The organism is Klebsiella sp. D-Nf1 (assembly GCF_002810515.1).
GTDB lineage: Bacteria > Pseudomonadota > Gammaproteobacteria > Enterobacterales > Enterobacteriaceae > Klebsiella > Klebsiella variicola.
This window is the reverse complement of sequence record NZ_PIOK01000001.1, coordinates 1,067,020-1,082,242: the sequence shown is the minus strand read 5'-3', so window position 1 is coordinate 1,082,242 and position 15,223 is coordinate 1,067,020. Positions and strand designations below refer to the sequence as shown.

At 53.4% G+C, this 15,223-nt stretch carries 12 protein-coding genes and 3 pseudogenes; 8 read left to right on the top strand and 7 right to left on the bottom strand.

The window, feature by feature from the left end:
* The first annotated feature begins 20 nt into the window (after window positions 1–20).
* From CWM54_RS05330 to CWM54_RS05305, 6 genes are all read left to right on the top strand, one after another.
* On the top strand, window positions 21–866 hold the full coding sequence (locus tag CWM54_RS05330) for a BtpA/SgcQ family protein (RefSeq protein ID WP_061154581.1): 846 nt from the start codon (window positions 21–23) through the stop codon (window positions 864–866).
* Window positions 866–1,510, top strand: a complete 645-nt coding sequence (locus CWM54_RS05325; RefSeq protein ID WP_100680240.1) for a TenA family protein — start codon at window positions 866–868, stop codon at window positions 1,508–1,510. The genes CWM54_RS05330 and CWM54_RS05325 overlap by 1 nt, the downstream gene beginning before the upstream one ends.
* 377 nt (window positions 1,511–1,887) lie before the next feature.
* Complete coding sequence (locus tag CWM54_RS05320; RefSeq protein ID WP_100680239.1) at window positions 1,888–3,498, top strand: ABC transporter substrate-binding protein; 1,611 nt, start codon at window positions 1,888–1,890, stop codon at window positions 3,496–3,498.
* Window positions 3,476–4,438: an ABC transporter permease gene (locus CWM54_RS05315; protein WP_087731645.1), complete on the top strand. Its 963-nt coding sequence runs from the start codon at window positions 3,476–3,478 to the stop codon at window positions 4,436–4,438. The genes CWM54_RS05320 and CWM54_RS05315 overlap by 23 nt, the downstream gene beginning before the upstream one ends.
* Window positions 4,431–5,294: an ABC transporter permease gene (locus CWM54_RS05310; protein ID WP_077264152.1), complete on the top strand. Its 864-nt coding sequence runs from the start codon at window positions 4,431–4,433 to the stop codon at window positions 5,292–5,294. Before CWM54_RS05315 ends, CWM54_RS05310 begins: the two co-directional genes overlap by 8 nt.
* Window positions 5,291–6,964, top strand: coding sequence for a dipeptide ABC transporter ATP-binding protein (locus CWM54_RS05305; RefSeq protein ID WP_100696288.1), 1,674 nt, complete (start codon window positions 5,291–5,293; stop codon window positions 6,962–6,964). The genes CWM54_RS05310 and CWM54_RS05305 overlap by 4 nt, the downstream gene beginning before the upstream one ends.
* Window positions 6,965–7,149: 185 nt before the next feature.
* On the opposite strand, the gene CWM54_RS05300 is transcribed toward CWM54_RS05305, so the two are convergent.
* From CWM54_RS05300 to CWM54_RS05280, 4 genes and pseudogenes are all read right to left on the bottom strand, one after another.
* Window positions 7,150–8,688 carry a DHA2 family efflux MFS transporter permease subunit gene (locus CWM54_RS05300; protein ID WP_061154586.1) on the bottom strand — a complete coding sequence of 513 codons (1,539 nt, stop codon included), beginning with the start codon at window positions 8,686–8,688 and terminating at the stop codon, window positions 7,150–7,152.
* A gap of 10 nt (window positions 8,689–8,698) precedes the next feature.
* Window positions 8,699–9,877, bottom strand: a complete 1,179-nt coding sequence (locus tag CWM54_RS05295) for an efflux RND transporter periplasmic adaptor subunit (RefSeq protein WP_206053110.1) — start codon at window positions 9,875–9,877, stop codon at window positions 8,699–8,701.
* 15 nt (window positions 9,878–9,892) lie between these two features.
* Window positions 9,893–10,348 carry a MarR family winged helix-turn-helix transcriptional regulator gene (locus CWM54_RS05290; RefSeq protein ID WP_008804876.1) on the bottom strand — a complete coding sequence of 152 codons (456 nt, stop codon included), beginning with the start codon at window positions 10,346–10,348 and terminating at the stop codon, window positions 9,893–9,895.
* Window positions 10,349–10,766: 418 nt separating this feature from the next.
* Window positions 10,767–11,333: pseudogene (locus CWM54_RS05280) on the bottom strand (helix-turn-helix domain-containing protein).
* On the opposite strand from CWM54_RS05280, the pseudogene CWM54_RS29175 reads away from it, so the two are divergent.
* Window positions 11,286–11,390: pseudogene (locus tag CWM54_RS29175) on the top strand (hypothetical protein); the annotation flags it as partial. The pseudogenes CWM54_RS05280 and CWM54_RS29175 overlap by 48 nt on opposite strands.
* 217 nt (window positions 11,391–11,607) lie before the next feature.
* Window positions 11,608–11,868, top strand: a pseudogene (locus tag CWM54_RS05270) (hypothetical protein); the annotation flags it as partial.
* A gap of 365 nt (window positions 11,869–12,233) precedes the next feature.
* Here the strand turns inward: CWM54_RS05270 and CWM54_RS05265 are convergent.
* The 3 genes from CWM54_RS05265 to CWM54_RS05255 all read right to left on the bottom strand — a co-directional run bounded on the left by CWM54_RS05265 (window position 12,234) and on the right by CWM54_RS05255 (window position 15,077).
* On the bottom strand, window positions 12,234–12,980 hold the full coding sequence (locus CWM54_RS05265; protein ID WP_100680572.1) for a glucose 1-dehydrogenase: 747 nt from the start codon (window positions 12,978–12,980) through the stop codon (window positions 12,234–12,236).
* Window positions 12,981–13,213: 233 nt separating this feature from the next.
* Window positions 13,214–13,798, bottom strand: coding sequence for an NAD(P)H-dependent oxidoreductase (locus CWM54_RS05260; protein WP_100680234.1), 585 nt, complete (start codon window positions 13,796–13,798; stop codon window positions 13,214–13,216).
* 364 nt (window positions 13,799–14,162) lie between these two features.
* Entirely contained in the window at window positions 14,163–15,077 is a 915-nt protein-coding gene (locus tag CWM54_RS05255) for a LysR substrate-binding domain-containing protein (protein WP_100680233.1), read from the bottom strand.
* Window positions 15,078–15,223: the final 146 nt, after the last annotated feature.

The window sequence follows — 15,223 nt, the reverse complement described above, 5'->3', positions numbered from 1 at the left end:
CCCTTAACAGGATGGATAAGATGGTTGCTATCTCAGCAGAAAAAACGAATGCAATACAAGCTATTTTTTCACGAAGCAAGGCTGTTATTGGCGTTATTCATTGTGACCCATTCCCTGGCGCGCCAAAATATCGAGGAAAATCAGTCTCTGATATTGTTGAACGTGCACTTCGCGATGCTGAAAATTATATTTCAGGTGGTGTTCATGGTCTGATTATTGAAAACCATGGCGATATTCCTTTCTCTAAACCTGAGGACATCGGCCATGAAACCTCAGCGCTGATGGCGGTCATTACCGAGAAAGTTCGTGAGCGTTTTGCTGTGCCGCTGGGTATTAACGTCCTCGCTAACGCGGCGATCCCGGCAATGGCGATCGCCCTGGCGGGAGGCGCCGATTTCGTCCGCGTAAACCAGTGGGCCAACGCCTATATCGCCAACGAAGGATTTATTGAAGGGGCGGCCGCTAAGGCGCTGCGCTACCGCAGTATGCTGCGCGCTGAACATATTCGCGTTTTTGCCGATAGCCACGTTAAGCACGGTAGCCATGCCATTGTCGCCGATCGTTCGATTCAGGAGCTGACGCGCGATGTCGATTTCTTCGAGGCTGACGCGGTGATCGCCACCGGTCAGCGTACGGGCGATAGCGCCACGATGGGGGAAATTGACGAGATACGCGCGGCGACGGAGCTACCACTCCTGGTGGGTTCCGGGGTGACGCCGGCTAACGTGAAGCAGATCCTCGGGCGGACTCAGGGGGTCATTGTGGCCAGTACAATGAAGGTCGATGGCGTCTGGTGGAACGATGTTGAGCTGGCCCGGGTGAAGCATTTTATGTCGGTCGCGCAGGCCGCGCTGGAGGAAGCTTAATGAAAACGTTTAGCGAACGCCTGCTGCGCGAACATCAACCGGCGTGGCAGGCGATGCAGCAGCACCCGTTTGTGACTGATATCGAACAGGATCGTCTGCCGACAGCCGTCTTCAACCGCTATCTGGTGTTTGAGGGCAACTTTGTCGCGACGGCAATCGCGATATTTGCCCTCGGGGTCAGCAAAGCGCCGGGTATTCATCAGCAGCGCTGGCTGATTGGCGTGCTGAATGCCCTGGTTGATATACAGATCGCGTGGTTTGAACAGGTGTTGTCAGCGCGGCAGATCGAACCCGCTGAGTACCCGGATGATTTGCCCGGGGTACGGCGCTTTCGCGATGGTATGCTGCGGACCGCCCGCGAGGGCAGCTATGAGCAGATCGTGACCCTGATGTTCGGTGCGGAGTGGATGTACTCTTGCTGGTGCCGACGGGCGAGCGAACATCATCAGAGCGATGCTGATTTACGACGCTGGGTGGAAATGCACGCGGAGGACGAATTTTATCAGCAGGCTCTCTGGCTAAAGAACGAACTCGACCGCTGCGCCATGGCGCTGAGTGAAGACGAAAAGCAGGCGTTATCGGCGCTTTACGGCGAGGTGCTGCAGTGGGAAATTGATTTCCATCACGCGGCGTACGAGGAGTAGCCGCGAGGTGAATCACAGGGGGCGCCGGAAGCGGCGCCTCCTGAACACGGGTTATATCTCGACGTTCTGCGTCTTGTTGGCGAAACTGACCATCACTGTTAATGCCTATTCTTATTTCACATTTTTATCTTAATAAAGTCGGAGGGTTAATTTAGCTGCCTTCTGACTCTTTTGAGATAAATAATGGCGGAAGAGAGTTTCCATTATTTTATTGGGAGCCTGTAGCTCGGGGTTCTCTTTTTTCTTTTCTTCCCCCTGAAGCAAAAGCTATTTTCAGAAATAGATATAAATTATCCATCGTTACTCGACGGCGGCTCTCCCCCTACAATGGACTTTAATTGCAAGATATTTAACAAAAACCAGGCCAAGGATAAGGGATGAAACGAAGCATTTATTCACAGAACAGTTTATTGCGCATCAGTCTGCTTTCCGCGCTAACGCTTACTGCCAGCTTCACCGCTCTCGCGCAGGATAAACCTGTCGCGGGGGGTGTGCTGACGGTCGCTCTGGGCAGCGATACCCCGATTATTGACCCCTCTATTACCGCTTATTCCGTCACCGCTCTGGTTACGCGTAACGTGGTGGATTCTCTGGTCGGCCAGGCGGAAGATAACAGCTTTACTCCATGGCTGGCGGAACGCTGGGAAATTAAAAACAATAACCGCGAATACACCTTCCATCTTCGTAAGGATGTGACTTTTAGTGATGGCACGAAACTGGATGCTGCGGCGGTAAAATATAACTTTGAACGCATACTCGATCCGAAAACCACCTCCAGTTACTCCAAATCGTTGTTGGGGCCGATTGACGCGATCACTACGCCAGATGAGTACACCGTGGTGATCCGCTATAAAACGCCTTTCGCACCGCTGTTGCAGGGGCTGAGCTTGCCGTATCTCGGTATTCAGTCACCGACTTATCTGCAGAAAACGGCGAATACCAGCAATACCGTGGTCGGTTCCGGTCCCTATATCCTCGAATCGTTTGTCAAAGGCAGCGGGAGTAAACTCAGCAAGCGCGCCGATTACAACTGGGGCCCGGGCTATGCCACCCACAAAGGTCCGGCATGGCTGGATAAGATCGAATTTAAGTACCTGCCGGAGTCAGCGGTGCGGCTTGGCGCGCTGAATAGCGGGCAGGTACAGGTGATCGATGCCATTCCGCCAGTGAATTATGCGCAGGTAAAAAATAACCCGAAGCTGGATGTGATCACCAGGGAAAACCCCGGCGTTCCACGCGTCCTTTATTTGAATAGCGACACAGGGATCTTCAGCGACCTGAAAGTGCGGCAGGCCTTCCAGAGCGCCATCGATCGCACCACTGCCGTTAAAGCCGCGTTCTTTGGCATCCTGAAACCTGCCGACAATATTCTTGGACCCGCTACGCTGGATTACGATCCGGCCATTGCCAGCCAGTGGGGGTTTGATCTGCAAAAAGCCCGCCGTCTTCTGGATGAAGCCGGCTGGCAACAAACCGATAGCGAAGGCTACCGGGTAAAGGAGGGTAAACGCCTTACTGTGCAATTTACCTACTCTTCAAACGATGTCGAAGCCGCTGACGTGACGCTGTTCCAGGCAATTCAATACCAGGTAAAACAAGCCGGTTTTGAACTGAAACTCGATCCGGTGGATTCAGGCATTCTCAGCAGCCGCACGGCGGCTAACCAGTACGACATTATATCGAACTATTTTGTTCGCCCGGAGCCGGATATCCTGCGTACCGTTTTCCACTCCAACTATATTCCGCCGAAGGGGAACAACTTCAGCCGCGTTAAAGCGCTGGATAGCCAACTGGAAACCGCTGTCGGTGCCAGCGAAGCCGAGCGTAAACGCATCTACTATGCCATCCAGCAGCAGATTATCGATCAGGCCTGGGCGGTGCCAATTTACATCCCGGCATATCAGTTAGGGAAAGCCAAACAGGTGCAGGGCATTAGCTGGGCCACGAACGCGAAGCCGAATTTCTATGATGTCTGGATCCAACGCTAAGCTGCTGGCAGCAGGCAAGCGCCTGCTGACCATTTTCGCCGTGCTGTGGGGCGCGGCAACGCTGACGTTTGTTGCGGTAAAACTGATCCCCGGCGATCCTGTGGCGATTCTGATAGGCAGCGCCAACAGCGTTGTGGATGATAGTTTTCGCGAGACGCTGACCCGCCAGTTCGGCCTGGATAAGCCACTGTGGTGGCAATATTTGCGCTACTGTGGCGAGGCGCTGACGGGCAACCTTGGCGTGAGTTACCAGTATCGCCAGCCTGTTGTGCAGGTGATTAGCGCAGCGTTGAAAGAGACGGTGCCGCTGGCCGTCAGCGCCCTGGCACTGGCGCTGGTACTGGCGGTATTTAACGCATTACTGACAGCCGGACGTCATCCGCGTCTGCGGTCTCTGCTTGCCGGGTTGGAGCTGATGCTGCTTAGCACACCGGTGTACTGGATCGGTATCGTGTTGTTGAGCATCTTCAGTTTCAAACTGCAATGGTTTCCGGTGACCGGTAACGATGGCTGGATCGCCCTTGTGCTGCCGGTGGTGACGCTCAGCCTGCCGCTGGCTGCGACACTCAGCCAGGTGCTGCGTGATGGGCTGGAGGAGGCGCTTTCGCAGCCGTTCGCCATGACCGTCCGTACGCGAGGGGTGAGTGAAACTGCGCTGCGCTTACGGCATGCGTTGCGCCATGCCTCGCTGGCGGTGTCGACGCTGACGGGGACGCTGCTGGCCAGCGTATTAGGCGGCTCAATTCTGACCGAAACGGTGTTTGGCCGGGCGGGACTGGGACAAATCACTCTCGGTGCGATTGAGAACCGCGACATGCCCCTGGTGCTGGGGGTGGTGATGTTCTCTGCGCTGTTGTTTGTGGTGATTAACCTGCTGATTGATGCCCTTTATTTACTGATCGATCCCCGTCTACGTCTGCGAGGGCATGCTGATGAGTGATCTTTTACTGCGGGTGGCCCGCCGCGACAGGGGGCGCTATCGTAACCCGTGGCTGGCGCCGGGTACCAGCATTCCGTTGTTACTGGTGCTACTGCTCGTGGTGGCGGTGTTTTTTCCATCGCTATTCACACCGTATACCCCCGAACAGATGGATTTCAGCGCGATTTTGCAACCGCCAGACCTCAGACACTGGTTCGGTACTGACCAGTTGGGGCGTGATGTGTTTACCCGCGTGGTGTATGGCACCTCGCTGTCGCTGAGCATTGGGGTCGGCGCGACCCTGATTGCCAGTGCGGGCGGTATTGTGCTGGGGACACTGGCAGGTCTTGCGCCCAGGGCGGTACGGCAGTTACTCGTGCGGCTACTGGACATTATGCTGGCGTTCCCCGATTTGCTCTTGGCGCTGCTGGCTATCACGGTGTTGGGGCGTGGGCCAGAGAATACCCTGCTGGCGGTCGGACTGGCCGGCATTGCTGGCTATGCCAGGCTGGTGCGCGCGCAAGTGTTGCAGGTCAGGTTATCGGGGTATGTGCAGCATGCGGTGGCGCTGGGTGAGCCGCCAATGGTGATTATTTTGCGCCATATTGTGCCCAATACGCTGCGCCCGCTGCTGGTACTGGCAACGGTGGGGATAGGCTATTCCATATTATCCGCCTCGGCCCTCAGTTTCCTTGGACTTGGGGTGACTCCGCCGACGGCGGAGTGGGGCGCATTGCTCTCTGAGGGACGTAATTTTCTCGATAGCGCCCCGTGGGTCAGCCTGCTGCCCGCCAGCGTTGTCGCGCTGTCGGTGATTGCCATTACGCTGCTGGGCCGACGTGTTCAAACCCTTATTGCCAAAGGCGGGATCGCATGACTACAGAGACCTTCCAGCAACCGCTGTTACAGGTGGCGCAACTGAGCGTCAGCTTCCCCTCGTCGCAGGGGGTGATTGAGGCGGTTAACGCCTTATCGTTTGACGTGCATGCCGGTGAAGTCCTGGCTTTGGTGGGCGAGTCCGGTTCGGGTAAATCCGTCACGGCCCGGACATTAGTCGGGCTGGCGGGGGCCGGAGCGGCTGTTCGCGCCGAGTCCCTGATATTGCAGGGGCACGATGGCCTGTCGCAGAATTTACTGGCGTGCGATGCCCGCCGTTGGCAGCAACTACGCGGGCGCGAAATTGGTTTTGTTTTGCAGGATGCACTGACCTCGCTTGACCCGCTGCGCCGGATTGGTCAGGAAGTCGCGGAGCCGTTGTTGACGCACCGCCTGGAACGGGGGGCGGCAGTTCGCGAACGCGTGGCGGAGCTGTTAACGCAAACCGGCATCCCCGATCCGCATAACCGGATGGCGCAGTACGCACATGAACTCTCCGGTGGCCTGCGCCAACGTGCGCTCATCGCATCGGCGCTGGCGGCGGGGCCGCGATTACTCATTGCCGATGAACCGACTACCGCACTGGATGCCACCGTACAAAAACAAGTTTTGAATGTATTCAGGGCCCTGGCGGATGCCGGGCATGGCGTGCTGCTGATCACCCATGATTTGTCGGTAGTGGCGGATATTGCCGACCGTGTGGTGGTGATGCGGCAGGGCAAAGCGGTGGAGAGCGGCAGCGTGCGGCAGGTGCTGCATGCGCCGCAACACCCTTATACCCGCCGTCTGCTGGCGGCCATTCCCTCTGCCGGTACGCGTGGGAAGTGGTTAACAGGAAACGATCCGTTGGGTCAAACGGTAGTGCGGGAGAACATCAGTACCGACAGCACCACACCCGTGCTGGCTGCCGATAACGTATCACTGGCGTATGTTCTGCCGGATGGCCGTCGCTTGCAGGCCGTCAATCAGGTGACGTTAGAGGTCGCGCAGGGCGAAACGCTGGGCATTGTGGGCGAATCCGGTAGCGGCAAGACCACGCTAGGCAAACTGGCGCTGGCGCTGCAGGCACCGCAACAGGGAGAGATCCTTCTCGCAGGGCAACCATGGAGCAGGCTGACAGAACGTCAGCGTCAGCCGTTGCGGGCACGAATCCAGACGATTGTGCAGGATCCGCTGGGTTCATTTAATCCGCAATATAACGTGGCGCAATTGCTGCAACAGCCTCTGCGCCTGCATACGACGCTCACAGCCGCGGACCGGTTGTCACGTGCGCAGGCGTTGCTGGCGCTGGTTGGTTTAAGTCCCGATCTGCTGACACGACGTCCGGCCACGCTTTCCGGTGGGCAGCTGCAACGTATCGCCATTGCCCAGGCCCTGGCCTGCGAGCCGGATATTCTGATTTGCGACGAGCCGGTGTCGGCGCTGGATGTCACCACCCAGGCGCAAGTATTGGATTTGCTGGTAGCGCTGCAACGCCGTTTGCATCTGTCAATGCTGTTTATCTCTCATGATCTGGGCGTGGTGCAGCATATGAGTCATCGTATTGCGGTGATGAAAGATGGCGAGGTAGTCGAAAGCGGCAGTGTGGATCAAATTTTTCGAGCGCCACGCCACCCGTGGACTCGACAATTGTTATCAGCTGTTGGGCAGACGCCGCTGCGAAATAACTGAGCAGTAAACGTCAAACACCGTTATCAGAAATGGGGTCAATGTTATTCAACACTCTTATCATCTCCAGAGCCCGTTCCAGGCGGTCTTACGTGATAAAGGGCAGGGAAGAGGCACTGGCCCGGCGCTCGATAGTGCCATCCGTACGCAGTGCTCGTTCAGCGAAGTTTGCCTGTGTGAATTTCAGTTTAGTGACCTGTTGCGGGGGCGCCTGGCATACCCGATTTCACGAACGGCGGGCGGGTGAACCAGATGATGATAATCAGCGCCATAAAGCCCCAGCCGAGCACCCAAAAATAGTCGATTGTCGACATCATGTAGGCCTGCTGGGTAACCACCTGGTCAATCATCGCAAGATGCTGCTGCGTCGGGCCACCCATCTTATTGACGTAATCCATAGCCGCCGGGTTGTACTGTGTCACGCTCTCGGTCAGATTCGCGTGGTGGAAAACTTCACGGCGCTGCCAGATCCATGTGGTTAACGATGAGGCAAAGGAGCCGCCGAGTACGCGAAAGAACGTGGCCAGTCCTGAACCTTCCGCCACTTCGTTACCGTGCAGATTCGACAGCACAATGGTGGTCAGCGGCATGAAGAAGAAGGCCACGCCAATCCCCATAAACATCTGCACGCTGGCGATGGTGCGGAAATCCACGTCAGTATTGAACTGCGCGCGCATCAGACAGGATGCCCCCATTGTCAGGAATGACACTGAGCATAAAATTCGCAAATCCACTTTGGTGGCGTAACGTCCGATGACCGGCGTCAGCACCAGTGGTAAGAAGCCCATCGGCGCAGCGGCGAGACCGGCCCAGATAGCCGTGTAGCCCATCTGGGTCTGCAACCACTGCGGCAGAATAATATTGATGGCAAAGAACGCGGCATAGCCCAGCATCAGCGCCAACGTGCCGATGGCGAAGTTGCGGTCTTTGAACAGACGCAGGTTCACAATCGGGTGACGTTCGTCCAGCTCCCACATCACAAAGCAAATCAGGCTGATCGCCGAGACAATAGACATCACGATAATGGGCGTAGAAGAGAACCAGTCTTCGTCGTTGCCCTTATCCAGCACCACCTGCAGCAGGCCCACACCAAGCACCAACAGCGCGATGCCAATATAGTCGACAGGCGATGACTGCGTTGTTTCTTCACGCATGCGCAGCTGCGACCAGACCACGATGGAGGCGAAAATCCCAATCGGCACGTTGATGTAGAAGATCCACGGCCAGGAGTAGTTATCGGTAAGCCAGCCGCCGGTGATAGGTCCCACGATAGGCGCCACCACGGTCACCATCGACAGCAGCGCCAGCGCCATGCTGCGTTTCATCGGCGGGAAGATAACCAGCAACAGCGTCTGACACATCGGGAACATCGGCCCGGCGAAAAAACCCTGCAGCGCACGGAAGATGATGAGCTCCGTCATGCTGTGGGCGAAGCCGCACAGAAACGACGTCAGGGTAAAGAACATCACCGAGGCGATAAACAACCGCAGCTGCCCGAATCGGCGGGTAAACCAGCCTGTCAACGGTAGAGCAATAGCGTTACACACCGCAAAAGAGGTGATAACCCATGTCCCCTGATCGGCGCTAACGCCCAGGTTGCCGGAGATAGTCGGCAGCGCCACGTTGGCGATGGTGGAGTCCAGTACCTGCATAAAGGTCGCCAGCGACAGGGCAAGCGTCGCCAGGAACAGGCTGGGGGGCGTAAAGGCTGCCTTCGGCTCTGACATAGATTCTCTCTTAGCGCTGGGCTACAGTGCTGGTGTTGTCATGAAGGATTTTCGCCACCAGTTTATCGGCTGCTTCCATTGGCGTTTCATACACATCGGTACGGAATCGCGGCTGTTCGACGGTTTTTTGTGGCAGAAGATGACCACCCTGATTGCGGATATCCACCTCAGCGTTCATCGACAGACCCACACGCAGCGGATGCTTCTGCATGTCATGTGGATCAAGCGTGATGCGTACCGGCAGGCGTTGGACGATTTTGATCCAGTTGCCGCTGGCGTTCTGGGCTGGCAACAGTGAGAATGCGCTACCGGTACCAATGCCGAGACTTTCGATGGTGCCGTGATATTTCACGTTATCGCCATAGAGATCCGCATTCAGCTCCACCTTTTGCCCAATGCGCATGTCCTGCATTTGGCTCTCTTTAAAGTTGGCATCCACCCACACTTCATTCAGCGGCACGATGGCAAGCAGCGTGGTGCCGGAGGTGACACGCATCCCGAGCTGCACAGCACGTTTAGCGACGTAACCACTGACGGGCGCAACAATGGTGCTGCGGGAGTTATCGAGATAGCGTTGGCGCAGCGTCGCAATGGCGGTTTTGACTTCAGGATGGTTATCCACCACGGTGTCATCAACCATCGCCTGATTGGTTTTGAGCGCTTGCTCGGCAGCCAGTAAATCGCTTTGCGCGCTGGTCACGGCATCACGGTAGTGCGCCAGATCTTCCACCGCAATGGCGCCGGAACTGACAATTTTTTCCCGGCGCACGTAGTCACTTTTCGCTGTTTGCAGGGCTACTTTTTTGGCAGCAACTTGTGCACGGTAGTTGTCGGCAGTGCTGTAGAGACCACGCACCTGACGCACTGTGCTGGCGAGATTGGCTTCAGCCTGCTGCAGGGCGATGGCGGTATCGCTTGGGTCCAGCAGAACCAGGGGCTGGCCTTTTTCGACATAATCGCCTTCATCCACGGTCACCTGAGTCACGGTACCGGTGATTTGCGGTGTCAGGGCGACCTGATTTCCGTTGACGTAAGCATCGTCGGTGCTCTCGTAATAGCGGGCGTAAAGCAAATACCAGGCCAGACAGCCTCCTGCCGCGAGGATCAGGATCAGTAATAAAATGGCGAAGTTTCTTGTACGCTTGCCTGGGCGCTTGTCCGAGGGAGGCGCGTTATTTTCCATAGACATAACCGGTGACCTTAATTAGCGATGGGGGGCCGTGAATTCATCGGGCAGCATTTTGATAAGAATATCTGCGAGCTGCCGGGATTCTTCGGGCGTCAGACGCGCCGTTAAGTCCGCGAGGATGGTATTCAGTGCTTCATTCTGAAACGTATTGCACAGCGTCTGACCTTTTGCCGTCAGGGCCAGGATCACCTGGCGCTTGTCGTGCGGATTCGGGCGGCGCTCGACCAGGTCGTTCTTCACCATACGTGCAACCATACGGCTCATTGCCCCGGTATCCATCTGCAGGCTCTTGCAGATTTCTGCCGGGCTGGTGTTACCTTTAAAGATATTAATCAATACCTTAAATTGCGGTGCGGTAATGCCGCTGTCGGCAAAGTAATGGCCGATAAGCAGGTCCTTAAACTGGTTTGCCAGATGGAACAGCAAACCCAGATGCAGGTTTTTATGGGAAGAGTCGATTGGGGTATTCATGATAGCTGCCTGGTCAGTAATTAACATGATAATTACTGCCTGGTCACCAATTGTCAAATTAGGTCAACAGAAAGCACACATATTGACAAATGGAGGAGGGCGATGAGCGTATTACGATCACTCGAACCCGTGATGCCCGCAGACATCAATCTGGATGCGCTCTGTGGTACAGGCCCGACGCAGGCGTGGTTGATGTACGCGCGGCCGTAACTTGCCAGGGATCCATAAACCAGTCTGCGTCATCAGCTGGCGTACTGTCGGACCAAAATCAGCGTAATTTTGGTCAGAGACGGACATCTCAATTTAACTACTACATGTCAAAGCTAAGTTCAGATGTCCGGGGCAGGGCAAAGTTAAAATGTCCGTGATATTTAAAATGATATCCTCAGCATTGTTTAACATTATGCAGTATTTGATTTTAATCCACAATTTCCCCAGACTGTGTTTGCAGAGTCTTCAACGCTTCCAGCATATCGTCGCCGTTTAGTGAACGCTGAGATTTTTTTCGGTAGGTTTTCTGCGCCGCCGTGAGGGGCCATCTCCGGCAGGGAGAGCCTGCGACCGGTTGTTGTCGCGTTTGTCCTGAACCAGTTTGATAAATTCAAGTGTGCGTCCGAGTCGTTTGTTGTCCACTATAGCCCCCTGGTCTATTTCCTGAAGTCGATCATAGGTGGAGTAGGGAAGAACAGCGCCATTAAAGCGAAGCTCTTTACGACCATCCGGGTAATGCCAGACCTCGATATATTTTCCGATAGCCCTGCGGCTTAACTCACTATCTTCACAGCGTCGGCCCGAAGTCGGTATAGCGTTCGCGGATAATACTGAGTGCGTACCTGGCAAGACCATCTGGGAGCTGATGGTTGCTGGGTTTTCCGCGACGACGGTTAGCCATACCAAGCGGGCCAGATTCACGGTAACGCGAAAGAAGGCGTCTGCACTGGCGATCGGAAATACCCAGGCGCTGCGCGGCCATCTGAGTGGTCAGACGCCGGTCGACAACGTCCTGAATGATTTTGAGTCGGTTAACTTCATCCAAAGTGAAAAACTCCGCTGCGTGTGCCGTCATGGGAATCTTCCTGTTGATTATACACGACACTTAGCCCAGAGCGGACATTACAACTTTGCTGCTACAATCTAAGTGCGCATAATGTATATTATGTTAAATTTAGTCCGTCGTTCATTTAGTTCATAACCGCCCACAGAATACGATTAATCATACATTTACCTATCACTCTATCTTCTTCTTGCAAAACGTTATAACGCATTGGGTAGAACCGCTGGCAGTACCGCTGGTCGAGAGTATATTCAGTACCGTTAAAATGTTGACCGCACCAATACGCAGCCATCTTACCTATCTACGGGCAAAATCTTTTGATGATTACCTGCCACAGGCCATCAGCAACATGCCCGGTGAACGAGTCGAACTGGATGATGTGGTGAAGTACATCACCCAAACTACCTCAAGTTTTCGGGGCCGGGCAGGACAACGGGACAAAACATCCAAAGCCCTTAGCAAAAGAGAAAGGTATGGTCGCATACCACGAAGGGGGAATCGCAATGGCTGAGGACGCGTTTGATGAGGGGAGTTTTACTGTTAGCTCATTAAGTTACCGTGGCAAGCAGCCAGCTCGCAGCTTTCATACACAGACAGGAGGCACTCAAATTCGCCCCTACACCCGGGACGTCACCGCCCTCCTCCTGCCCCCCCCCTCAATTTCCCGTGTCGCCAGCAGTCCCGGAAGTCTCGCCTCGAGGGCGGCCAGCAGCATCAGCCCCCCATATCCGCAGCGGTGAAGGGCAACGAAAGTTTTACTCAGTTACGCTCCGCCGACGTTAGATCTTATGAAACCAATGCTATGGTTCATAACCATACATGAGCTTCACCTCAGGAGATGCCGCCGCTCGCCCTAATAACTTCCCCTGTAACCCATCGAGCTTCTTCAGAAGCCAAAAAGGCAACGACTTCAGCTACATCATCGGGCTGACCGGGACGACCAAGTGGAGTTTGAGCAACAAAACTCGATTCAATCTCAGAGCCAGTGATCCCAGCCGTGCACGTTCCCTCCGTGACTATGTAGCCAGGGCTGACAGCATTCACCCTGATTCCCCGGGGAGCGAGTTCTCTGGCCAGAACGCCAGTGATGGCGTTCACCGCACCTTTTGTACCCGTATAGACAGCACTGTTTGGCCCGCGTACGTCTGTGGCCGTTGATGAGATGTTGATGATGCTTGCTCCAGCGCCAAGGTGTGGCACAGCGGCATTCGTCGATAATAGCGTACCCAGCACGTTAACGTCGAAGAGCCGGCGATAATGCTCCTCTGTGACGTCCTCGATTGCGGCAAAAGCATAGACTCCAGAGTTGTTAACGAGGATGTCGAGACGTCCGAATGCGGTAATTGCCGCATCGACAAGTTCCCGGGACTGATCAGAGCTGGTGACATCACTACGTACAGCAATGGCCTTACCCCCATGGGCGACGATGAGATTGACGATGGCTTCGGCGCCAGCTTTATCCGAGACGTAATTGACGACTACAGCAGCACCTTCCTCAGCCAGTTTCCTGGCGATACCGGCGCCAATACCTTTGGATGCGCCGGTCACGATGGCGACTTTGTTTGCTAGTTTCGGCATTTTAATTTTTCTCCTAATTCGAAAGAGAATCGAGGTGAGCACGACAGCCACAAAGAGCCTAAAATCGCGTCGCCCCGATTCTGCAAAAACCTGTATACTCTGGCGGCTAGTTATTTGGTGCTTATTGAAAATCAATATGGCACAGCTAAATAACACCAGTTCGACTGATTCAGTATGAACGATCCGCAGCAATAAACTGCTTTTTGGTTATTGTGACAGACAGAGGGTTTCTATCATGACCCGAAGCAATCAGTCAGATGTTTTTTGAATCGTATCATGTCATTTTCGATATCAGGACTTTTCACAACATCATTTGCAATAAATGTTGGCATAGCTTGCAGACCAATGAATTCATTCGCCTTATGAAAATGCAGATAAACACCATCTACGCCAACACCACCAAAGAACTGTTCTGGATCATTAAAAGCCTCCAGAGGTGCATTCCAGGTAAGTGAGAGCATATATTTTTTATTCTTCAACAACCCACCTGAGCCATATTTTTTAGAGAGGTCATGACGTGTTCGCCCGTCGTTTTCATAAAACACACCATGACCACCTGTAAAAACCTCATCCATGTAGCGTTTTACCGTCCACGGAGCACCCATCCACCATCCCGGCATTTGCCAAATGATAGTGTCGCTGCTGATAAATTTATCAATTTCGGTTTCGACGTTATATTCACTATCAGCCAGTGTGACTGATACATGGTGGCCCATTTTCGTGAGATGCTCCTTAGCGAGAGAAGTCATGGAATGGTTTAATTCCCCTCCTGAGTGCGAAAAACTCTTGCCACCATCTATAATTAATACGTTACACATAGAACTATTCTCATTTGATATAAAAACGATATGTTACCTCTTTTTTTTATCTTTATTTAACATCGCGTGCCATAAAATGAATAACCTAATCCTTGGTTGTTAACCTTAACTCACAGGCCTATCTGTATAATAACTTTATTTATCATGGAGTTAGGCGCATACTTATACTTAATTACAGTCGGGATTACATTCTTTATTAAAAGCTAAAAGAGTTTTAATAATTAATAAATTTCGTTTTGCATAATACCCCCTAACACAAAATGATATCTTTGCCTAAAATGTAGTCGATATTTTGTACTTACCAGAAAATCATTATCAGGATGGTTAACGTTGCATCCTGATATCCCGGAAAGAATAAAACTGACTATCTGAGATAATGCGCACAGTCATCTGCGCTTTTAGTTAAAAACTCTGTCAGTTCCTCAATACAGGCTTTCACCTTAAGAGGCATATTGTCGCGTGATGTGTGGAGTGCAAAAATTGACCTACTCTCTGTCCTGAAATCGCTGAACAGGACCTCAACGTTACCTTGAGCGATATCTTTTATGACCCAGATCATCGGCACGAAGGCGATTCCCCGACCAGCGCGCAGCCAGTCGATTAGTGCCAGCGAATCATTTGTTATGTAGCGACCTCTGGCACGGATGCGTATCTGACTGCCATCCCGCGAAGTCAGGTTACAGGTATTATCCGGCTGGATGTCATACTCAAGCCAGTCAAACTTCTCAATATCATCTGGATGAACAGGTCTGCCCATTTTATTCAGATAACTTACGGCCGCGCACACAACCATCGGCATACTGCCAACCTTGCGAGTATAAAGTCCTGAGTCCTCTATTTCTCCAAACCGGAGTATCAGGTCTAGCCCATGGGAAATAAGGTCGGGCGCGGGGCTCGCTGTTACCAGGTTTACACTAAGACCGGGAAACCTTTCCAGTAACTGAGCGCTGATGTGCGTAATGACATAGTGTGCCATGCTGGGTGAACACCCTATTCGCAGCACTCCCGAGGGACGTTCATTGAAGGCAAACATATTTTCATGAGTCTGCCTTGCCTCATCAAGCGTTCTACAGCATCCCCGGTAGAACACTTTCCCTGCTTCTGTGAGTGCGAGACTGCGAGTCGACCTGTTGAGTAACTTAACACGCAATTCCTCTTCCAGTTTGGATACAACCACACTTACTGAAGGCACGCTAAGGTCAAGCTGTTGGGCGGCCTTTGTAAACGAACCTGATTCGGCTACCTGTACAAATATCATCATGCTTCGGAGTGTCTGCATTGTTTACTCTTTTTTAAAACTCTATTAGGCGGAGCCCTGTGTGACTCATTCACTGCACAGGTTATTATTAATGTCTTCATTTATATGTCTAAATTACTTTCTGTACAACTTAGCGGAAGAACAGTCACTGTGCATTTCTGCTTGCT

Coding starts and splice junctions, on each gene's coding strand:
- CWM54_RS05295 (WP_206053110.1), bottom strand. CDS start 9,877: ATGTCTATGGAAAATAACGCGCCTCCCTCGGACAAGCGCCCAGGCAAG.
- CWM54_RS05325 (WP_100680240.1), top strand. CDS start 866: ATGAAAACGTTTAGCGAACGCCTGCTGCGCGAACATCAACCGGCGTGG.
- CWM54_RS05255 (WP_100680233.1), bottom strand. CDS start 15,077: ATGCAGACACTCCGAAGCATGATGATATTTGTACAGGTAGCCGAATCA.
- CWM54_RS05315 (WP_087731645.1), top strand. CDS start 3,476: ATGATGTCTGGATCCAACGCTAAGCTGCTGGCAGCAGGCAAGCGCCTG.
- CWM54_RS05260 (WP_100680234.1), bottom strand. CDS start 13,798: ATGTGTAACGTATTAATTATAGATGGTGGCAAGAGTTTTTCGCACTCA.
- CWM54_RS05265 (WP_100680572.1), bottom strand. CDS start 12,980: ATGCCGAAACTAGCAAACAAAGTCGCCATCGTGACCGGCGCATCCAAA.
- CWM54_RS05300 (WP_061154586.1), bottom strand. CDS start 8,688: ATGTCAGAGCCGAAGGCAGCCTTTACGCCCCCCAGCCTGTTCCTGGCG.
- CWM54_RS05310 (WP_077264152.1), top strand. CDS start 4,431: ATGAGTGATCTTTTACTGCGGGTGGCCCGCCGCGACAGGGGGCGCTAT.
- CWM54_RS05330 (WP_061154581.1), top strand. CDS start 21: ATGGTTGCTATCTCAGCAGAAAAAACGAATGCAATACAAGCTATTTTT.
- CWM54_RS05290 (WP_008804876.1), bottom strand. CDS start 10,348: ATGAATACCCCAATCGACTCTTCCCATAAAAACCTGCATCTGGGTTTG.
- CWM54_RS05320 (WP_100680239.1), top strand. CDS start 1,888: ATGAAACGAAGCATTTATTCACAGAACAGTTTATTGCGCATCAGTCTG.
- CWM54_RS05305 (WP_100696288.1), top strand. CDS start 5,291: ATGACTACAGAGACCTTCCAGCAACCGCTGTTACAGGTGGCGCAACTG.